This is a genomic window from Nitratidesulfovibrio sp. SRB-5, assembly GCF_019931275.1.
GTDB lineage: Bacteria > Desulfobacterota > Desulfovibrionia > Desulfovibrionales > Desulfovibrionaceae > Cupidesulfovibrio.
Map to the genome: position 1 here is coordinate 963762 of NZ_JAIOTY010000001.1, position 20929 is coordinate 984690.

The window sequence follows — 20929 nt, forward strand, 5'->3', positions numbered from 1 at the left end:
ACGGATTTTCTGCACATGACCGCCCCCGGCCAGGCCCCGGACGCGTCCACCCACCCGTCCGGAGACGGGGGCAGCGGCGAGCCGCTGTACCGCCTTGCCGGCGTGGACAAGGAGTACGATGGCCCGGCCGAGCAGCTGACCATTCTGCGCGGGGTGGACCTGTCCATCCGCCAGGGGGAATCGGTGGCCATTGTCGGAGCTTCCGGCTCGGGCAAGTCCACCCTCTTGCATCTGCTGGGTACCCTTGATACTCCCTCACAGGGACAGGTGCTGTTCCAGGGCCGGGACATGGGAGCCATGTCGCCGGACGAGAAGGCGGGGCTGCGCAATCGCGAGATAGGCTTCGTCTTCCAGTTCCATCACCTGCTTCCGGAATTCGATACGTTGGAAAACGTGGCCATGCAGGCCATCATCGCGGGCATGCCGCGCGCACAGGCCCTTGCACGGGCGCGCGACACCCTGGCCCTGGTCGGCCTGGCCGACCGGACCGCGCACCGGGTAACCACGCTGTCGGGCGGCGAGCGCCAGCGCGCCGCCATCGCGCGGGCCATCCTGATGCGGCCAAAGGTGCTGCTGGCCGACGAGCCCACGGGCAACCTCGATGCGCGCACCGGCGATGTGGTGGCGCGCCTGCTGCTTGAACTCAACCGGGAACTGGGCATGACGCTCGTCATCGTGACCCATAACCGGGAATTGGCAGACCTCATGGGCAGATGCCTAGAACTCAGAGCCGGAGAGCTGTATGACCAGACTCGCTAGATGGGGGCGCATCCTTGCGGTGGCCCTGCTTGTGCTCGCACACGCGGCAACCTCTCCGGCCCAGACGCCGAGGGATACCACCGTCATTGTCCTGCCTTTCCAGGTGAATGCCGGACCGGACCTCGAATATCTCAACGACGACCTGCCGGAACTCATCTCGCAACGCCTGGTGGCGCGCGGGCTTACCGTCATTGCCCGGCAGGACACCCAGGCCCTGGTGCGCGACCAGCGCGTGACCAACCTGGACGTGTCCACCGCGCGCGACCTGTCGGTTCTGGCGGGCGCGGGCGTTGCCGTTTACGGCAGCTTCAACCAGGTGGGCGAAGGATTCAGCATCGACGTGCGCGTGGTGGACGCCCTGGGCATCCGCGCCGCGCGCCCCTTCTTCATCCAGAAGGAAGGGTTGATCAACGTGCTGCCCGCCGTGGACGAACTGGCCGAGCGCATCTCGTCCGACCTGCTGCGCCGCAACACCCTGGCCGACGTCAAGGTGCGCGGCACCAAGGTGCTGGACCCCGACGTGGTGCTGATGCGCCTGACCACCCGCAAGGGCGACCCGGTGGATCCGGCCGCCATCAACCGCGAAGTGAAGCGCATCTGGGATCTCGGGTATTTCAGCGATGTGCAGGCCAACGTGGAGCAGGACGGCGAAGGCCTGATCCTCGTGTACACGGTGCAGGAAAAGCCGCGCATCGAAAACGTTGCCGTAGAGGGCTCGGACAAGGTGGACGTGGACGACATTCTTGCCGCCATGAGCACCAAGACCGGATCGGTCCTCAACGAAAAGCTGCTTGCGCAGGACCTGCAAAAGGTTACCGAACTCTACCGCAAGGAAGGCTACTACCTGGCCAAGGTTTCGCACCGCGTCGATTCGCGCGCGGGCGGGGCGGGGGCCAGTCTGGTGCTGAAGGTGGAGGAAGGCAAGAAGCTGTACATCAAGAAGGTGGCCTTCGAAGGTGTCGAAAAGCTGGATGCCGACGACCTGAGGAAGCAGCTGGCGCTGTCCGAGCGCGGCATGTTCTCGTGGATCACTGGCTCCGGCGTGCTCAAGGACGAACACCTCGAGCGCGATTCCGCCGCCATCACCGCCTACTGCATGAACCACGGCTACCTCGACGCCATGGTGGCCGCACCCAAGGTGGACTACGAAGAGGACGGCATCATCGTCACCTTCGCCATCAAGGAAGGCCCGCGCTACAAGCTGGGCGAAGTGACCTTTGCGGGCGACCTCATCGAGCCCGACACCCGCCTTGCCGAAATCATCAAGCTGGACGACGTGAAGAAGGAGGACGGGTTCTTCCGCTTCAACGTGATGCAGGAAGACAACAAGGCCCTTACCGATTTCTACGCGGACTACGGCTACGCCTTCGCCGAGGTGAACCCCCGCACCAAGAAGCACGAGGACGAACCCGTTGTGGACGTAGCCTACGCTGTGAACAAGCGGCAGAAGGTGTACATCCGGCGCGCTTTGGTCGAAGGCAACGACAAGACCCGCGACAACGTCATCCTGCGTGAACTGCGCATCACCGACGGCGACATGTTCGAGGGCAAGAAGCTGCGCCGCAGCGCGGAACGCCTGAACAAGCTGCAGTACTTCGACGCCGTGAGCACGGAACTGGTGCCCACCGAGCGCGAAGAGGAAGTGGACCTGAAGGTCAAGGTGAAGGAGAAGAACACCGGCGCGCTCATCGGCGGCATCGGGTACTCCACCTACTACGAGTTCGGCGTGTCCGGCACCATCATGGAACGCAACCTGTTCGGCAAGGGCTACCAGACCTCGCTGATGGCCATGTTCTCCGGTCGCCGCACGGCGTACCAGTGGTCCTTCACCAACCCGCGCTACGACGACACCAACCTGTCGGTGGGCTACGACGCGTACAACATCCGCGACGAGTACACGGACTTCAGCAAGAACACCATCGGCAACACCATCCGCTTCGCCTACCCCATCGGCGAATACACCACCGTGGGCTGGGGGTACCGGTTTGACTTCTACAAGCTGTACGACGTCAACGACGACGCGGCGAAGATCATCCGCGACCGTGAAGGCGACAACATATCCAGCGTCGCGCACGGCCGCATCACCCGCGACACCACGGACAGCCGCGAAAACCCGACCCGGGGCAATATCACCAAGATATTCACCGAATACGGCGGCGGCATCCTGATGGGCGACGACAACTTCTTCAAGCCCACGGTGCAGACCGAACAGTACTACCAGTGGCGTCCCAACCACGTGCTGCACGGTCGCGTGCGCGGCGGCGTGGTGCTGGAAACCAGCGACGAAGACGTGCCGGTGTTCGAACGCTTCTACATCGGCGGCATCGACTCCATCCGCGGTTACAGCTCCAAGGATATCTCCCCGCGCGACAAGGAATCCGGCGACCGCATCGGCGGCGACCGTATGGCCTTCGCCAACCTGGAATACATCTGGGTGTTCCATCCCGAACTGGGTCTTGCCCTGGTGCCGTTCTTCGACGTGGGCTTCAACGCCGACTCCAGCGAGAAGTTCACCTGGGACGACGAGATCAAGAAGTCCGTGGGCCTCGAATTCCGGTGGCGCTCGCCCATGGGCGACCTGCGCTTCGCCTACGGGATTCCGCTGGACGAAAACCGCGAGGGCGAGAAGACCAACGGGCGCTTCGAGTTCTCCATGGGTCAGTTCTTCTAGCCGATGGGGCGGCCCCAAGGGGCTTCCGACATACGCAACAAGACAGGGGCGCGGCGCAGGCCGCGCCCCTTTTGCGCGTGCGGGGTGCCACGCATGGGGGTGCGCCGCGCGGATGCCTGTTTTCCTGTACGCCGCCGGGGGGGATGAGCACCGCGAATGGAGCAGCGTTGGCTCCGGCCCCGTCCGGCCATGCCCGGCATGCGCGTTTTGGCATGCGTATGCGGCATGCGCGTTTGGCCTCACGCTTGGCCCCAAGGCCGGGCCTGCCCGCCGGGCAGGCCCGTGCGCGGGTACGGGTTGCCAACGGGGCGCGGGTTGCGGTAGGGTTTGCCGCCGCCGCAGCCCGTCCGGGGTACTGCAGGCCGCACTGCGCCGTGGCCGCCCGGCGGAACCCAGGAACGGACATGCACAGGTTTTTCGCCCTCCTTCTGCTTTCCCTCACATTCGTTTGCTGCATTGGCCTTCCCGCACCGGCGAAGGCCGCCGATGCCGCGTCCGCATACGCCACCGCCAAGAAAGAGCTGGAGTCCCTGAAGCGGGACGCCGGGCGCGGCGCGCTGCGCGAACCGTGGGAACGCGTGGTGTCCCGCTTCGACGGCATGGTCCGCGAGCATCCGCGCTGGCCCAACGTGCCCGCCGCCATGTTTCACGGCGCGCTGGCCAAGAAGGAACTGGCCAGCCGTTCATTCCGCACGGCAGATTTCGAGGATGCCGCCCGCCGCTTCGAGCGGGTGGCCGCCAAATACGGCTGGCACGTGCTGGCCGACGACGCGCTGCTGCACGCGGCGGACATCCGGGGCAACCGACTTGGCGATGTCGCCGCCTCCCGCAAGCTGCTGGACTCCATCCTGACCCGCTATCCCAGCGGGGACATGGCCGAACCCGCCCGCGAACTGCTGGCTGCGCTTTCCGGCGCGCCCGGCGGCGATGCGCCCAAGGCGCCGGTGGCCGTTGGCCGGTCTGGCCGTCTGGAGCAGGACGACGACGTGCCCGCCTCGGCGACGGGTGATTCCGCACGGTCTGCGGGTGGCGGGGTGGCGGTGGCCTCTGCGTCCGACGGCGTTCCCGCTCCCAAAACGCCAGCCAAGGCAAAAAAAGGCGCGCGCAGCGACCCGGCCAAGGCCGCGAAGCTCTACGCAGAGGCCCGCAAGGAACTGGAGGCCGTGCGCGGCGACGCCAGGCGCGCCGCCCTGCGCGAACCGTGGCTGCGCGTGATGGCCCTGTACGATGGCGCGCGGGATGCCGCGCCGGAAGGAGATCTGGCCCCCAACGCCGCCTACGGCATGGCCGTGGCGCAAGAGGAACTGGCTGCGCGCTCGTGGCGCAAGGACGATTTTCTCGCGGCGGTGGCCCGCTACAATGACGCGGCGGCCGCCTACCCCGACGATTCGCTGGCCGACGACTGCCTGCTGCGCGCCGCGCGGCTGCGGGCCACCCGTCTGGACGACGCCGAGGGTGCGCACCAGTTGCTGGAAGCGCAGTTGCGCCGCTACCCCAAGGGAGACATGGCCGGAGAGGCCCGCGCCCTGCTGGCGGACCTGACCGCCGCGCGCACAACGGTATCTGCCCAGCCGGGGAAGGCGGCGGCTCCTGCCGTTTCCGCTTCGCCCGCGTCATCTTCGCCCGCGTCACCGGCGCCCGCGCGCGGCGGCAAGCCCGCCGTGCTGCGTCAGGTGTCGTGGCGGGCTGACAACGACCGGGCCACCATCACCATCGAACTTTCGCGCGAGACGGAATGGCGCAGCCAGTATGCCGCGCCGGACAACGGCGCAGGCCGCCCGCCGCGCCTGTACATCGACTTTTCCGATGCCCTGCCCGACGACGCGGTGAAGCCCGGCGCCAAGGTGTCCGGCGCGTTGCTGACGCGGGTTCGTTCAGACCAGCCCTCGTCCGGCCACACCCGGGTCATCCTGGATTTCAAGGCGCTCCGGCGGTACAAGGTGCAGGCCGTGCGCAACCCGTACCGGGTGGTCATAGAGGTGGGCGCCACGGATGCGGCCCTGCCCGATGGCCAGCGCCCCGACGATTCGCGGGTGTCCGTGCCCGTGCGCGAGGCGGACAAGGCCACGCCCTCCGCCCCTCCCAAAGACCTGGTGGAGCAGTTGGGCCTGACCGTGCATACCGTGCTGATCGATGCGGGCCACGGCGGCAAGGACCCGGGCGCCATGGGCAACGGCATCGTCGAGCGCAACCTGACCCTGAAGATGGCCAGAATGGTGGGTGACCGCCTGCGCCGCATGGGTTTTTCGGTCATCTACACCCGCGACAGGGACGTGTTCGTGCCGCTGGACAAGCGCACGGCCTACGCCAACGACAAGAAGGCCGACCTGTTCCTGTCGTTGCACGTGAACGCCAACAACGACCCGCGCATCTGCGGCTTCGAGACGTACTACCTCGACCTTGCGCGAACCGACAGCGCCACCCGCGTGGCCGCGCGCGAAAACGCCGTCAGCGAGAAAAGCCTCAGCGACCTGCAATTCATCCTCACCGACCTCATGCTCAACGCCAAGACCCAGGAATCGCGCGACGTGGCCAATTTCGTGCAGGATTCAGCCCTGGGCCGGCTGCGGCGCGGCGGCTTTCCCGCCCATGACAACGGCGTGCGCTCGGCCCCGTTCTACGTGCTGATGGGCGCGCGCATGCCCTCGGTGCTGGTGGAGCTTGGCTACTGCACGAACCCGGACGAGGCACGCCGCCTGAACTCGGAACAGTACCTCTCCACCCTGGCCGACGGCATTGCCGAGGGCGTGGCCACGTACAAGCGCAAACTTGCCCGTTTTTCACAGTGATGTCGCGCCCCTTGACGCCCCACCGACAAGGGGATAACTGACCGCGAACCCCTGCATATCGCGCCCCCCGGCGTGGCATGCGGCAGGCGCCGGGGAAACGGCGCCAGCCAGACGTCGGGCGGCGTCCGGCAATGTTCGGGGTATCCGCGAACCGGCATCCGCCGCATCGCATTCATTGCAAGCTACGCCGGTTTCCGGCTGCCACTCATCCAAGGTGTTTTCAAAGGAGTCGCTTCGCATGCGTAGAGTTCTCATCCTGGCCGCGGCCTTCGTCCTTGCCTGGACCACCGTTGCCGTTGCCGCCGACATGAAGATCGCCATCGTCAACATGCAGGCCATCGCCTCCCAGAGCGAAGCCGCGCAGGACGCCCAGAAGAAGATGAAGTCCACCTTCGGCGCCGAAAGGGACCAGCTGGAAAAGCAGGCCAACGACCTGAAGAAGAAGGCCGAGGACATGAAGGTCCAGTCCGCCGCCCTGTCCGCCGAAGCCAAGGAAGACAAGAAGGTGGAATTCATCCGCCTGAAGCGCGACCTTGAGGACAAGACCCGTGCCTTCGCCCGCAAGGTGGAATCCGCCGAAGTGCGCGTGCGTCAGGAAATGGCCGCCATCATCCTGAAGGCCGCCAAGGAATACGGCGAGAAGAAGGGCTACACCCTGATCCTCGACGGTGCTGCCGCCGGCGTTGTGCATGCCGACAAGACCATCGACGTGACCAAGGAACTGCTGGACGAAGTGAACCGCGTGTACCGCGCGGGCAAGAAATAGCGGGGGGCTGATGGCCAGACTGCTTTCCGAGTTGGCGGGGCTGCTGGGACTCGAATTGCGCGGTGAAGACCGCGCGATCGAGGGAGTGAACACCCTCGAGGCGGCAGGCCCCGCCGAGGTGAGCTTTCTGGCGAACCCCAAGTACACCCATCTGCTGGCGAACACCCGCGCAGGCGCGGTGATCGTGGCGGCAGAGCATGCGGACGCGGTGCCGTGCGCCCTGGTCAGCGCCAATCCGTACTTCGACTTCGGGCGTACCCTGGCCCTGTTCTCCAGGCCGCAGGGCAGCCTTTCGGGCGTGAGCGACATGGCGTTCGTGCACCCCGAGGCGGAGCTGGGCGAAGGCTGCACCGTCTATCCCTTTGCATTCATCGGGCCCCGTGCGCGTATCGGCGCGGGGTCCGTTCTTTTTCCCGGCGTGTACGTGGGCGAGGACTGCCGCGTGGGGGCCGGGTGCCTGCTGTATCCCAACGCGGTGCTGATGGCCGGAACCGAAATCGGCAACGGCTGCATCCTGCACGCCGGAGTGGTGCTGGGGGCCGACGGCTTCGGCTTTGCCCGCACCGACTTCGGCATCCAGAAGATTCCGCAGGTGGGCACCGTGCGCCTTGGCAACGACGTGGAAGTGGGCGCCAACACCGCCATCGACCGCTCGGTGCTGGGCGTGACCACCGTGGGCGACTCCACCAAGATCGACAATCTGGTGCAGATCGGCCATAATGTCAAAATGGGGCGCAACTGTCTCATCGTCTCGCAGGTGGGCATTTCCGGTTCCACCAAGGTGGGCGACGATGTGACCATGGCCGGGCAGGTGGGCGTGGCCGGGCACCTTTCCATCGGCAACGGGGTGACACTGGGGCCCAAGTCGGGCGTTGCCAAGAGCATCCCCGACGGTGAAACCATGGGCGGCGCCCCCGCCGTGGACAAGGCCACCTACATGCGCACCTTGACCGTGATGCCCAAGCTCCCCGACATGTACAAGCGCATCGGCAAGCTCGAGAAAGAGCTTGAGGAACTGAAAAAGCTCGCCGCCAAGGAATGACATGACCGACCCCGCACGGAACATCCTCGATATCCGCCAGATTCTGGGCCTTTTGCCCCATCGCTATCCCTTCCTGCTGGTGGACAGGGTGACGGAATACGTCCCCGGCGAGTACATCAAGGGATACAAGAACGTGACCATGAACGAGCCGTTCTTCGAGGGGCACTTTCCCGGCGTGCCCGTGATGCCGGGCGTGCTGATCATGGAAGCCCTGGCCCAGGCCGGTGGCATCCTGGTGGTCAAGAGCACCGACACCCCCGTGGAGGACAAGCTGTTCCTGTTCACCGGCATCGAATCGGTGCGCTTCCGCAAGCCGGTCTACCCCGGCGACAAGCTGGAACTGCACTGCCGCCTGCTGCGCCACAAGCTGAAGCTGTGGAAGATGGAAGGCTTCGCCTACGTGGACGGCAAGCTGGCCGCCGAAGCGGTGATGACCGCCGCCGTGACCAACAGGGAGGACATGTAGTGGCCGCGCAGGTGCATCCTTCCGCGTTCGTGCATGAAAGCGCACGGCTTGGCGACGACGTGGTGGTCGGCCCCTGCGCCGTCATCGAAGAGGACGTGGTCATCGGGGCAGAGTCGCGCATCGACGCCTTTGCCTCGGTCAAGAGCCACACCCGCATGGGGGCGCGCAACCACATCCATTCCTACGCCTGCGTGGGCGGCGAACCGCAGGACCTGAAATTTCACGGCGAAGTCACCACTCTGGAAATGGGCGACGGCAACACCGTGCGCGAGTTCTCCACGCTGCACCGGGGCACCGAGGGCGGCGGCGGGGTTACCCGCATCGGCAGCAACAACCTGCTGATGGCGTACACCCACGTGGCGCACGACTGCATTCTGGGCAGCGGCATCGTCATGTCCAACGGGGCGACCCTGGCCGGGCACGTGCACGTGGGCGACCACGTGATACTCAGCGGCCTTTCCGCCGTGCACCAGTTCGTGCGCATCGGCGACCACGCCTTCGTGGGCGGCATGAGCGGCATCGCGCAGGATCTGCCCCCGTTCATGCTGGCCGTGGGCCACCGCGCCGGGGTGCACAGCCCCAACCTGGTGGGACTGCGCCGCATGCAGGCCACGCGCGAAGTCATCGCCGCGCTGAAGAACGCCTACCGGCTGGTCTGGAATTCCGAGGTGCCCCGCAAGGAGGCCCTGGAACAGCTGGAATACGAGCTTGGCAACTACCCCGAAGTTCTTCTATTTGTAGAATTCATTCGCGCCAGCGAGCGCGGCATTCTGCCCGCATCGCAGGGGACGCCCGTATAGCCCGTACGGAATGCTCCGGCATTCCGCGAAGGGGGAAAGCGGGCCAAGGCCCCTTTCCCCCTTTCGCCGTTTTCCGGGGGGGGCTGCGACGGGGACAGGCGCGGCACGAATGCGCCGCCATGCCCGGCTGCACGGCAAGCATACGCACGAAACACACGCACACGGCACATACCCGCACGGGAGCAGCATGAGCAACGAATCCATCGGCATCATCGCAGGCAAGGGACAGTTTCCGGCGCTGGTGGCGCGCGGCGCGCGCGCCGAAGGGCTATCCGTGGTCATGTGCGGCTTTCACGGCCACACCGACGAGGCGCTGGAGCACGAGGCGGACGCCTTCGCCATGCTGCATCTGGGGCAGCTCGGCAAGCTCATAGATTTCTTCCGCGACAACAACGTGCGCCGTCTGTGCCTGGCCGGGGCCATCAGCAAGCCGCGCGCGCTGGACCTGCGCCCCGACCTGCGGGCCGCCAAGGTGCTGTTCCGCCTGCGGGCCAAGGGCGATGACGCCATTCTGCGCGCGGTGATCGACGAACTGGAGTCGGAGGGCCTTGCCGTGGTGCAGCCCGCCTCGCTGGTGCCCGGCCTGCGCGCGCCCGAGGGCGTGCTGACCAGGCGCCCCCCCAGCGATGAGGAATGGGCCGACATCCGCTACGGCTGGCCCATCGCCCACGTGCTGGGGCGACTGGACATCGGCCAGTGCATCGTGGTCAAGCGCGGCATGACCGTGGCCGTGGAGGGCATGGAGGGCACCGACGCCACCCTGCGCCGTGGCGGCGAACTGGGCGGCGAAGGGTGCGTGGCGGTGAAGGTGGTCAAGCCGGGACAGGATGACCGCATCGACCTGCCCGCACTGGGCGCGGGCACCATCCGGGTGCTGGCCGACTACGGCTACACCTGCCTTGCGCTGGAAGCGGGTAAGACCCTGTTCTTCGACCGCGAGGAAAGCATTGCCCTGGCCGACAAGCACGACATTTCGATCATTTCCATGCCGGAAGGGTTCATGGCGGGTGACGAGCCCGAGGTGAACAACTGAAATCCGGCACCGTGCGCATGAGAAATTCCCGCAGGTTTCACTGCGTAATCGGCAGACCCCACGCGGGCCGGTTGCCCGCATAGATAGATGCCGTCCCGAAGACGGCGGAGGAAACTGTAATGCGTCTTGCCCAGCGCATGGAAAGCGTGCCCCGTTCCTACATCCGCGAAATCCTGAAGGTGACGGCGCAACCGGACATCATTTCCTTTGCAGGGGGGCTGCCGCACCCGGCATCGTTCCCGGTAGACGCGGTGGCCAGCGCGGCGGCCAGCGTGCTGGAGGAAGCCGGGCCGGAAGCCCTGCAATATACCACCACCGAGGGCTTTCCGCCTCTGCGCCAGTGGATTGCCGACCGCTACAAGCGGCAGGGCATCAATGTCTCGCCCGACGACATCCTGATCACCACCGGCTCGCAGCAGGCCCTGGACCTGGTGGCCAAGGCGTGCATCGACCGGGGCGGCAGGGTGGTCATGGAGCGTCCCGGCTACCTGGGGGCCATCCAGTGCTTCTCGGTGTTCGGCCCGGACTTCGTCACCGTGCCCCTGACCCCGCGCGGGGTGGATACGGATGCCTTGCGCAAGGCTGCCACGGGCGCGCAGGTGTTCTACGCCGTGCCCAGCTTCCAGAATCCGTCCGGCATCACCTATGACGAGCAGACCCGCCGCGAGGTGGCCGAGATCATGGCCGAAACCGGCTGCCTGATGGTGGAGGACAACCCCTACGGCGAACTGCGCTTCATGGGGCAGCACCTGCCGCCGGTGCGGGCGTACATGCAGGCGCCCTCGGTGCTGCTGGGCTCGTTCTCCAAGGTGGTGTCGCCGGGCCTGCGCCTGGGCTGGGTGTGCGCCCCCCAGGAGTTGCTGAACCCCATGATCACCGCCAAGCAGGCCAGCGACCTGCACACCCCCGGCTTTACCCAGCGCATCCTGCACCGTTATCTCATGGACAACGACGTGGACAAGCACATCGCCTCCATCCGCGCCCGCTACGGTGCCCAGCGCGATGCCATGGTGCAGGCCATCCGCCAGCACTTTCCGGAAGACGTGGCCTGCACCGAGCCGGAAGGCGGCATGTTCCTGTGGTGTACCCTGCCCGGGGGCATTTCCGCCGAGGCGTTGTTCCACAAGGCCATCGACCGCAAGGTGGCCTTCGTGCCGGGGCGCCCGTTCTACGTGGACGAGACCGACGACACCTTCCGCCTCAACTTCTCCAACTCCAGCCCGGAACTGATCGAAGAGGGCATCGCGCGCCTTGGGCAGTGCCTGCGCGAATACCTGGGCAAGGGGCAGGCAGGCGCGGCGTAGACGCGTGCGTGCATCGTCACTGGAGAACCTCGCGTTCGCCTGCTTTGCCTGACGAACCTCGCGTTCGCCTGCCTTGCCTGACGAACCCCGCGTTCGCCCGCCGACGCCGCAGTGATGATTGTCACAATGACGATGGGCGCTCCACCATGACGGTGGGGCGCCCCTTTTCGCGTGCTGCGTTGTGCCCGGATACCCGCGGGGGCTGCCCTCAGGCGGGGTAGAATTTGCCCGTGCACGAGGTGACGTGCACGGCAATGACGGCGGTCATCTTCAGCATGTTGGGCGGGTAGCCCTTGCCGGTGTGCTGCGGGGTGTACTTGGCCACGATGGCGTCAAGCACGCGGGTCACCGTGGCGGTGTCCTGCACCACCGACGCCCGGCCCCGGACGATCACGCTTTCGTACACGGTGTTGGTGTCGCAGGGCAGGTCGGGGTGGTGGATGAGCGAGAGCATCTTGTCCACCTCGAACCCGACCATGGGGTCGCGCCTGATGTTGTGCAGCTTTTCGCCCGCGGCCAGGCCGTGGATGTACACGGTGCCATCCATGACGGCGAAATGGACCGGCGTGACGTACGGGCAGCCGTCGGCGCCGTTGGTGGCCAGCCTGCCCACAAGTTCCGTATCCAGCAGGTGGGCGATCTTTTCCGGCGAGAGGGGGTGGTCTTTCATTCTTGCCTGCACGGGAACCTCCGGGTAGATGTTTTCTGTCCCCATGCTTAGTGCAATTGTAAGGGGCATGGATAGGGACAGTTTGATTTTTCGGCAGCGGACAGCCTTCGCCCCCTGCCCCTCTTCAGTGTCGCGGGCCAAAGCCTCTGTCGGTGCCGACTGGCAGTGTTGCCAGACAAGGGACGTCCCCACCGAAAGTCTTTCGTGCCGACATTCGCCACTGTCGGCATCGTCGCCACCGTGCCGCCCGGGAGTGTTCCATGCTGCACCTGGATGCCGCCGCCGATGCGCCGCTCTACCGGCAGATCTACGACCAGTTGAAGCAGGACATCCTTTCCGGCGCACGGCCGCAGGGCATGCGCCTGCCGTCCATCCGTGCCCTGGCCCGCGATCTGCGCGTCGGAAGGAACACGGTGGAAAACGCCTACGCCCAACTGGTGCTGGAAGGGTACGTGTCGGTATTGCCGCGTTCCGGGTACCGGGTGAACGTGATCGAGCGCGACCTGCACGCAGCGGAAGGGCCTGCGGCGCAAGGATGCGAAAAGGCCGGGCACCGGGACGCGCCAGCCGCGCGACGCCCGGTGGACTATGATTTCCACTATGGCAATCTGGATGCCGCCACCTTTCCCTACGTCGTCTGGCGCAAGCTGCTGTTCGCGGTCATGGAGGAGGCGCGGACCGGGCGCATCGCCTCCGACGGCATGCACGTTTACGGCGATGCCCACGGCGACCTGCGCCTGCGGGCCGAACTGGCGGCCTACCTGTACCGCAGCCGGGGCGTGCGCTGCACCGCCGGACAGGTGGTCATGTGCAGCGGCCTGCAACCGTCGATCATGGCGGTGACGCGCCTGCTGCACCGCGAGTACGACGAAGTGGAGCAGGGGCCGCAGGTCGCCCTGGAAGACCCCGCCTACAACGGGGCCAGGCGGGCCTACGAGTGCTTCGGCTTTCGCACCGTTCCCATCCCCGTCAACGGCGACGGCATCGACGTGGCGGCGCTGCGCGCGTCGTCCGCGCGGGTGGTGCATATCGCCCCGTCGCACCAGTTTCCCACCGGCGCGGTAATGCCCATCTGCCGCCGCATGGAAGTCCTCAACTGGGCCACGGAGCACGGGGCGTGGATCGTGGAGGACGACTACGACAGCGAGCTGCGCTACGACGGCAGGCCCATTCCCTCGTTGCAGTCCATCGACCGGCATGGTCGGGTCATCTACACGGGCACCTTTTCCAAAACCCTCTCGCCCGGCATGCGCATGTCGTACATGGTGCTGCCGGAACAACTGGCGGAAAGGTTCCGCACCGTATTCGCGGGGTTCCAGTGCACGGTGCCCTGGCTGGAGCAGGCCGTTCTGGCCCGCTTCATGGCCGAAGGCCACTGGGAGCGGCACCTGCGGCGCATCTGCCTGGCCAAGAAGCGCAAGCACGACGTCTTCGTGGGTACGGCCACCCGCCTGATGGGCGATGGGGTGCGCATCCACGGGCACAACGCGGGACTGCACCTGCTGCTGGAGGTGCCCGGCGGGCCGGGCGAGGCCGCGCTGGTGGAACGGGCGGCGGCGCACGGGGTGCGGGTGTACCCGGCGTCACCGTTCTGGGCCGATGCGCGGCGGTATCCGGGCAACTGCCTGTTCATCGGGTACGGCATGCTGTCCGAGGCGGACATTGCGGCGGCCCTGGAGCGGTTGCGGCAGGCGTGGTTTCCCGCCGCCGCATTGCGGGGTTGACGCGGCGTCCGCCGTTCGTAAGATGCGCAAGCGACTTCCTGACTTCTCCGGGGTGGCGGCATCCCGCCCGGCGGGCCCGCGCCACCCACGCTTACCCAAGGAGGGCACATGCCCCATACCGAACATGTGCAGCAGATATGGCGCAACGTGGACGCCGTGCGGCGTCAGGCGCCGCTGGTACACAGCATCACCAACTTCGTGGTCATGAACGTTACCGCCAACGCGCTGCTTGCCGCCGGGGCCTCGCCCATCATGGCCCACGCGCGCGAGGAGATGGCGGAACTGGTGAACATCGTCTCCGCGCTGGTGCTGAACATAGGCACCCTGAGCGCGCCGTGGATCGACAGCATGTTCCTGGCCGGGGTCGCCGCGCGCGATCGGGGCATACCCGTGGTGCTCGACCCGGTGGGGGCGGGCGCGTCCACCCTGCGCACCACCACCGCCGCGCAGCTCACGGAGCGGGTGCGCCCGGCCATCGTGCGCGGCAACGGCTCGGAAATCATGGCCCTGGCCGGTGCGGCGGGGGCCACGCGCGGGGTGGATTCCACCCGTGATGCGCACGCTGCCGCCGATTCCGCGCGGGCCTTGTCGCGTCGCCACCATTGCGTCACCGTGGTCAGCGGCCCGGTGGACCTGGTCACCGACGGCGACGAGGTGGTGCTGATCACCGGCGGGCATGAACTGATGCCCCGCGTCACCGGCATGGGCTGCACCGCCACGGTGCTGGTGGCCGCCCACGCCGCCGTGGCCGCCAGCCCGCTGGAAGGCGCGGTGAGCGGCATGGCCGCCATGGCCGCCGCCGGGAGCATGGCGGCGGAGCGTGCCGCCGGACCGGGCAGCTTTGCCATGCATTTCATCGACGCCCTGTACGCCCTGTCGGAAGCGGACATCCGCGCCCGCGTGCGGGTGGGCCGACCGTGAGCGCCATGCGGCGGAATGCGGATTACGGGGTGTATCTGGTGACCGACCGCACACTATGCCGGGGCCGCGCCCTGACCGACGTGGTGGCTGCGGCGGTGGCGGGTGGCGTGACCGTGGTGCAGTTGCGCGAAAAACACGTGGACACGCGCGAATTCGTGGAACTGGCCCGCGCGCTGAAGGCGCTGCTGGCCCCGCGCGGCGTGCCCCTGCTGATCAACGACAGGGTGGACGTGGCCCTGGCCTGCGTGGCCGACGGCGTGCACGTGGGGCAGGGCGACATGCATCCCGCCGACGTGCGTGCGTTGCTGGGGCATTCGGCCCTTGTGGGGCTTTCCGTGGAGACCATGGACCAGGTGCGCGAGGCGGAAACGCTGGATGTGGACTATCTGGGGGTGAGCCCGGTGTTTGCCACGGCCACCAAGACGGATACCGCGCCGCCGTGGGGGCTGGACGGGCTGGCCCGGTTGCGCGCCGCCACGGGGCGCACGCTGGTGGCAATCGGCGGCATCGGCCCGGCCAACGCGGCCTCGGTGCTGGCGGCAGGGGCCGACGGCCTGGCCGTGGTTTCCGCCCTGTGCGCGGCGGATGACCCGGGGCGGGCGGCGGAGGAACTGCGCGGATCGGTGCGCGCCGTGCGCGGCTGGTAGGCGGTCATCAGGTGTGTGGGCGACCGCTTCTGGAGATGCCCGCCGTTGCGTGTGGCAGTCGGGGGCGGTGCAGGCGGCGTGTGCCGCAACTCCGGTAATTGACCGGAGGATGGCGATTGTCCGGGCGTTGGCTGTCCCGGCTTTTGCCCATGGTGGGAATGGTGAGCGGGACGTGTCGTCCGGTTGGGCGACGCGGCCTTGGTGGCGGATAACGCAAGGAGGAGCCATGCGCATTGCCGTGGCGGCGGACGGGCCCCGGCCCGACAGCAACGTGGAGCCGGTGTTTGGCCGGGCGGAATGGTTCGTGGTGACGGATACGGAAACCGAGGGCGTCATTGCCGTGCGCAACGCGCACCGCGACGACCGCGAGGATGCCGGGCGCTCTGTGGCGCAGCTGCTTTCCGCCGCGCGGGCCACGGTGGTGCTGTGCGGCGAGTGCGGCCCCAAGGCGCGGCTGGCCCTGGCCGATGCGGGCATTGAGGTGCTGGCGGCCAGCAGCGGGCTGGTCAGCGATGCCGTGGCCCGGTATCGGGAACTTGTCGGTAGCGTCCCGCAGCAGTAAGTGCGATAGTTACAAGGTTTTTCACCCTCGGAGCGTCGCGGCATCCCGCCATTGGCGACGTCATCCGGAAGGCTCCCGGTAAGCCCGGCACCGGGTCGTCTACGAGAAGACGAACTGCTCCGTCTCCACGCCGCCGGTATCCACCCCGAAGGCGCGCAGTTCATCCAGCACGTGCTGCTGCATGGGGCCGGGCCCGCACAGGTAGAACGAGGCCGTGGCCGACTGCACGTGGCGGGCCAGCATGTCGCGCGAGATGTGTCCTTTTTCGAAGAACACGGCGGGCAGTTTCTGGTCGGCGTAGTGGTGCGGGTTCGTCTCGCGCGTGAGCACGTGCACCACGGTCAGGTCCAGCCGCCGGGTCATGGCTTCCAGTTCCTCGGCGGCAAAGGCGTCGCCATAGGTCTTGTTGGACCAGAACAGCACCACCCGGTTGGCCGCCCCCGCCTGGTCGAAGCTGCGCAGCACGCTGAGAAACGGCGTGATGCCAACCCCGCCCGCGATGAGCACGATCTGCTCCTGCCGTTCGATGTCGCGGCAAAACACCCCGTAGGGCCCGGCGCAGTGCACCTCGTCGCCGTCGCGCAGGCCCGGCACCAGTTCCGACGTGAAGCGCCCCTTGCCCCGGATGGTCAGGCGCACGGTTTCGCCGGGCGCGGCGGCGATGGTGAAGGGGTGGGCATCGCTCCAGCCGTCCTCTTCCATCACCCGCAGGGTGGCGAACTGCCCCGGGCGAAAGGTGCGGAAGCGCTCGTCGTCGCCCGTGTCGATGTACACGGAGGTGGTGTTGTCGTCCTCGCGCACGGTGCGCAGGATGCGGGCCTTGCGGCCCTTGGGATCATTGGAGGTGCCGGAATCGTCGCTCATGTGTCGCTCCCTGGGGGGTGCAGGCGGTGGGTGCAGACGGTGCGGTGGCCGACCGGATGGTCGGCAGCCTGCCCGCAGTTTCGCCCATGGCGGCGGGCATGACAAGCGGGATGCGCAAAGTGGGGCGTAAATATCACCGCCGGATGGTGCATTGCCCGGCAGCCTCCGTCTGGCAACCCTCGTTTGGCAGGCCCGACCGGCGAGCCCCGCTCGGCAGGCCATGGCGGGTGCTTCCTGGGGGGCCCGGGGTGCGCCGGGACACGACGGGACACGACGAGACACGACGGGGTGCCCCGGCCGGTTCCGGTCACGTCCCGCACGGGTTCAGCGCCCGCGCAAACCCAGTGTCTTCATGCGCGATTGCAGGGTGGTGGGCGGCAGGCCCAGCAGTTCCGCCGCGCCGCCGGGGCCATGCACGCGCCCGCCCGCCGCCGTAAGGGCGCGTTCGATGTTGGCGCGCTGCAATTCGCGCCAGTGTGCTTCCGAAATGATCCCGGCGGGGTCCGGCGCGCCCGTTTGTCCCGTTTGCCCGAATTCTCCGGCTTTTCCGGCGTTTTCTGTTTCACCTGTTCCCCAGGGCGCATCGTGGGCGCCGCCCCCCCCCATGGGGCCCGCGCCACCCGGCATGCCGAACGCGGCGCCGGGGGACACGGCCTGCATCCCGCCTTCCGGTGGCAGGTCCAGCACCAGCCGCCCCCCTTCGGCCATGATGACCCCGCGCTCGATGACGTTCTGCAATTCGCGCACGTTGCCCGGCCAGGGATAGGATTGCAGTTCGGCCATCTGGCGGTGGGCGATGCGGGGCTCCGGCAGGTTCAGGCGGCGGCACGAGGCCCGCACGAAGTGCCGGGCCAGCAGGGGGATGTCATCACGCCGGGCGCGCAGGGGCGGCAGGGCCACGGGGAACACGCTGAGCCGGAAGAACAGGTCCTGCCTGAAACGCCCATGCTCCACGTCGGCCCGCAGGTCGCGGTTGGTGGCGGCGATGATGCGCACGTCCACGCTGCGGCTGCGTTCCTCACCCACCCGTTCGAACACCCCCTCTTGCAGCACGCGCAGCAGCTTGCCCTGCAACTCCAGGGGGATTTCGCCAACTTCGTCCAGAAACAGGGTGCCGCCGTCGGCCAGTTGAAAGCGGCCCACCCGGTCGCGCAGGGCACCGGTGAAGGCACCCTTCACATGGCCGAAGAATTCGCTTTCGAACAGTTCGCGCGGGATGGCGGAACAGTTCACCCGCACCAGCGGCGCGGCGGCGCGCTGGCTGCGGTCGTGGATGGCCTGGGCCACCAGTTCCTTGCCGGTGCCCGATTCGCCCAGCAGCAGCACGGTGGCGTCGGTGGGGGCCACCATGTCCACCTGCTCCAGGGCCCGGCGCAGGGGCGGGCTGTCGCCCACGATAGAATGCGGGGCGCGGGCGCGGCGCACCTCGCCGCGCAGGTGCTCGTTTTCCAGTTCCAGCGCCCGGCGCAGGTGCTGGATTTCCTCGAAGGAGCGGGCGTTGACCACGGCGGCGGACAGGGAGTCGGCGAAAATCTTGTGCATCTTGCGGTGTAACAGCATCAGGTCGGCCAGCACCCCGCGCATGGGCCGGTCGTAAAACACGGCCATGACCCCGATCATGTTGCCCTTGAACTGCAACGGATAGGCCGCGTAGGCGTGGATGGATTCGTCCACGGCCCAGGCGGGGCGGGTCCAGTCCTCGGGCGATGCCGCCCATGTGGGCTCGCCGCGCAGGGCCACCTGCCCCACAAACGGTTCGGACAGCGGCACCATGGCATAGGTGCCTTCTGTATGGCGCCAGTCGCGCACCGGGGTGGTGGTGTGCCCGGCCACGGTCATCAGGCGCAGGACAGGATCGCCCTCGCCGGTGCCGGATGCCGGGGGCGGCGCATCCACGAACCAGATGCATCCGCACATGACGTGGGTGCCCCGGTTGACGCGGTGGGTCAGTTCCAGCAGCCCCTCCACGGTGCGTTCCTGGGCCACGTTGAGCATCATGTCCAGGAACGGGCTGATGTCGAACTGCTGGAGCACCGAATGGGCCAGGGTGGGTTCCGTTGCGCCGGGCGTCGGCTGGCCGGACGGGGTGTCGCCGGAGGGAGGGGAGAAGGGGGACATGGGAGCCTCGGAGATTGGGCGGATTGCGGGCAGGCGATCATTCCGTGGCGTGCCTGCTGTTCAGTTGCCGCGTGGGGTACGAACGTCGTTTACGATATATCGTTACGAAATTTCGTCAACAACGAAATTTCGTTGAGGGGGCGCTGGACATTGCACTCGGCAAACCCTTGCCAGCCGTGGAACGCGGCCTTTTCACCCGTCTGGCACGGGTTGTGCTTTATAACGCCATGAAAGACGGTGCTGCCGTTCTTTTCGGTGCCGAGTCCGTGCATTCCCTCGTGCCCGGACTTATGATTCAGTCGCTTCATTCCGACAAAGCCCCGGTGTTCCCCTCACCGGGGTTTTGGCATTTTCGGTATCCTGCAATTGTTTCAGGGGATAGCTGTTTGCGTCGGCAGGTGCGTGTGCCAATTGGCGTGCCAATCCGCCAGCCGGACCGCGCCAGACATGCTCCGGGCCAGTTTCGGGCCAGTTCCGGGGAGGTTCCGGGCCTGCTCCGGCGCAGACAGAGCTCCCTCGCTCCCCTGCGGTGACGCTTGATTGCGCGGACAGCCTCGCCCGCCGGGCTGCCGGGCGCGGGTATTTGCGTCCGGTGGCAATTGGCGTATGTGAAAGGCGTCAGTGGATGATCCCGTGTCCGATATCTTTTCGGGGGGTGCTGTGTCGCAGGCGATGGGATTGGAAACGCAGGGCGGTTGCGCCCGCGATGTGCAGGAGATAGCCGAGGAGGCCGTGGCGCGGCGGTTCCGGCTTTCCGGTACGGCGCACCCGCTGTTGGTGCTGCTGCGGCGCAGGGCGGTGGAGGCGCTGGCCCGGACACTGTGCGCCGGTGCTTCGTGCGAATTGCCCGCCCCGCGCATGCCCCTGCCGCCAGAGGTGATCCACGAGGCCCACAGCGGCCTGGCCCCCGGCGACCTGGACGGGTTGGCCGAGCGCGCCCGCCTGCCCGCCCTGCCGCAGGTGTTTCTGGAATTGCAGCACGCCATGGAGCGCGAGGAACCCTCGTACGAGGAACTTGCGGCCATCATTTCCAAGGATCCGCGTCTGGCCGCCTCGCTGCTGCGGCTGGTCAACGGGCCGCTGTTCGGCTTTCGGGCACCGGTGGAAACGGTGAGCCGGGCGGTGGCGGCGGCGGGCACCCGCCGGGTGACCTCGCTGGCCCTGGGTACCTTTGTGCTGGGGCTGTTTCGCGAGCGCCCTCCCCACGTGGTCAACCTGCACGATTTCTGGCTGCATTCGGTGGCCACCGCGCTCATGGCGCGGGCTCTGGCCACCCGCATGGGCCGCGACGATCCGGAACGCTATTTCGTGGCGGGGCTGCTGCACGACATCGGCTGGCTGGCCATTTGCGCCGTGTGGCCCGCCGGGGCGGAACGGGTGCTGGACCGTTGCCGCGATCAGGGGGAAAGCCTGACCGTGGCGGAGCGGGCGGAACTGGGCATGACCCACGGCGAAATGGGCGCGGCGCTGCTGCGGCGCTGGAATCTGCCGCCCGTGCTGGTGAATGCGGTGCAGGCACATCATGATCCGTCCACGTTCCCGGCCAGTGACGAGGCCCTGCTGGTGCACCTGGCCGACGAGGCGGTGAAGGCCTTCGGCATTGGCGGCACCGGCGACGATTGCGTGCAGCCGCTGGATGCGGATGCCCTGGCCGCGCTGCCCATTTCGGCGCACGATCTGGACGCCGCCTGCGAGGTGCTGCTGGAAGGTGTGGACGAGATGTACGCCGTGCTGGGGGCCGGAGTCAGGAGCTGACCCGGCGCGGGGGTACATGCCCTCTGCGCGACAGGCAC

17 protein-coding genes are annotated in these 20929 nt (G+C 67.3%); 14 read left to right on the forward strand and 3 right to left on the reverse strand.

Annotation, left to right across the window (positions count from 1 at the left end; all coding sequences use genetic code 11):
- The first annotated feature begins 15 nt into the window (after positions 1 to 15).
- The 9 genes from K6142_RS03790 (at position 16) to K6142_RS03830 (ending at position 11630) form a co-directional block, all read left to right on the forward strand.
- The gene (locus K6142_RS03790; protein WP_223290357.1) at positions 16 to 759 is read left to right on the forward strand and encodes an ABC transporter ATP-binding protein; all 744 of its coding nucleotides are present in this window, start codon (positions 16 to 18) and stop codon (positions 757 to 759) included.
- The gene (gene bamA, locus K6142_RS03795) at positions 743 to 3430 is read left to right on the forward strand and encodes an outer membrane protein assembly factor BamA (protein WP_190245012.1); all 2688 of its coding nucleotides are present in this window, start codon (positions 743 to 745) and stop codon (positions 3428 to 3430) included. The genes K6142_RS03790 and bamA overlap by 17 nt, the downstream gene beginning before the upstream one ends.
- Positions 3431 to 3834: 404 nt before the next feature.
- Positions 3835 to 6219 carry an N-acetylmuramoyl-L-alanine amidase gene (locus tag K6142_RS03800; protein WP_190245013.1) on the forward strand — a complete coding sequence of 795 codons (2385 nt, stop codon included), beginning with the start codon at positions 3835 to 3837 and terminating at the stop codon, positions 6217 to 6219.
- A gap of 238 nt (positions 6220 to 6457) precedes the next feature.
- Positions 6458 to 6985, forward strand: coding sequence for an OmpH family outer membrane protein (locus K6142_RS03805; RefSeq protein WP_190245014.1), 528 nt, complete (start codon positions 6458 to 6460; stop codon positions 6983 to 6985).
- A gap of 10 nt (positions 6986 to 6995) precedes the next feature.
- Positions 6996 to 8027, forward strand: coding sequence for a UDP-3-O-(3-hydroxymyristoyl)glucosamine N-acyltransferase (lpxD, locus tag K6142_RS03810; RefSeq protein ID WP_190245015.1), 1032 nt, complete (start codon positions 6996 to 6998; stop codon positions 8025 to 8027).
- 1 nt (position 8028) lies between these two features.
- Positions 8029 to 8493: a 3-hydroxyacyl-ACP dehydratase FabZ gene (gene fabZ, locus K6142_RS03815; RefSeq protein WP_190245016.1), complete on the forward strand. Its 465-nt coding sequence runs from the start codon at positions 8029 to 8031 to the stop codon at positions 8491 to 8493.
- Positions 8493 to 9293 carry an acyl-ACP--UDP-N-acetylglucosamine O-acyltransferase gene (lpxA, locus tag K6142_RS03820; RefSeq protein WP_190245017.1) on the forward strand — a complete coding sequence of 267 codons (801 nt, stop codon included), beginning with the start codon at positions 8493 to 8495 and terminating at the stop codon, positions 9291 to 9293. The genes fabZ and lpxA overlap by 1 nt, the downstream gene beginning before the upstream one ends.
- Before the next feature lie 187 nt (positions 9294 to 9480).
- Complete coding sequence (locus K6142_RS03825; protein WP_190245018.1) at positions 9481 to 10326, forward strand: LpxI family protein; 846 nt, start codon at positions 9481 to 9483, stop codon at positions 10324 to 10326.
- A gap of 119 nt (positions 10327 to 10445) precedes the next feature.
- Positions 10446 to 11630: a PLP-dependent aminotransferase family protein gene (locus tag K6142_RS03830; protein WP_190245019.1), complete on the forward strand. Its 1185-nt coding sequence runs from the start codon at positions 10446 to 10448 to the stop codon at positions 11628 to 11630.
- Between the two features lie 208 nt (positions 11631 to 11838).
- Here K6142_RS03830 and K6142_RS03835 read toward each other — a convergent pair whose 3' ends face one another.
- Complete coding sequence (locus tag K6142_RS03835) at positions 11839 to 12300, reverse strand: pyridoxamine 5'-phosphate oxidase family protein (protein ID WP_190245020.1); 462 nt, start codon at positions 12298 to 12300, stop codon at positions 11839 to 11841.
- Positions 12301 to 12560: 260 nt separating this feature from the next.
- Here K6142_RS03835 and K6142_RS03840 point away from each other — a divergent pair, with 260 nt between their 5' ends.
- The 4 genes from K6142_RS03840 to K6142_RS03855 all read left to right on the forward strand — a co-directional run bounded on the left by K6142_RS03840 (position 12561) and on the right by K6142_RS03855 (position 16154).
- Positions 12561 to 14024: a PLP-dependent aminotransferase family protein gene (locus K6142_RS03840; RefSeq protein ID WP_190245021.1), complete on the forward strand. Its 1464-nt coding sequence runs from the start codon at positions 12561 to 12563 to the stop codon at positions 14022 to 14024.
- 108 nt (positions 14025 to 14132) lie between these two features.
- Entirely contained in the window at positions 14133 to 14945 is an 813-nt protein-coding gene (thiM, locus tag K6142_RS03845; RefSeq protein WP_190245022.1) for a hydroxyethylthiazole kinase, read from the forward strand.
- A gap of 5 nt (positions 14946 to 14950) precedes the next feature.
- On the forward strand, positions 14951 to 15592 hold the full coding sequence (gene thiE, locus K6142_RS03850) for a thiamine phosphate synthase (RefSeq protein ID WP_223380751.1): 642 nt from the start codon (positions 14951 to 14953) through the stop codon (positions 15590 to 15592).
- Between the two features lie 226 nt (positions 15593 to 15818).
- Positions 15819 to 16154: a NifB/NifX family molybdenum-iron cluster-binding protein gene (locus K6142_RS03855; protein ID WP_190245692.1), complete on the forward strand. Its 336-nt coding sequence runs from the start codon at positions 15819 to 15821 to the stop codon at positions 16152 to 16154.
- 99 nt (positions 16155 to 16253) lie between these two features.
- Here the strand turns inward: K6142_RS03855 and K6142_RS03860 are convergent, their stop codons facing one another.
- A complete protein-coding gene (locus K6142_RS03860) occupies positions 16254 to 17018 on the reverse strand; it encodes an FAD/NAD-binding family oxidoreductase (protein ID WP_190245693.1) in 765 nt (254 codons plus the stop codon).
- A 324-nt stretch (positions 17019 to 17342) separates the two neighbouring features.
- Entirely contained in the window at positions 17343 to 19136 is a 1794-nt protein-coding gene (locus K6142_RS03865) for a sigma 54-interacting transcriptional regulator (protein WP_223290440.1), read from the reverse strand.
- A 672-nt stretch (positions 19137 to 19808) separates the two neighbouring features.
- Here K6142_RS03865 and K6142_RS03870 point away from each other — a divergent pair.
- Complete coding sequence (locus K6142_RS03870) at positions 19809 to 20891, forward strand: HDOD domain-containing protein (RefSeq protein WP_190245703.1); 1083 nt, start codon at positions 19809 to 19811, stop codon at positions 20889 to 20891.
- Positions 20892 to 20929 lie beyond the last annotated feature (38 nt).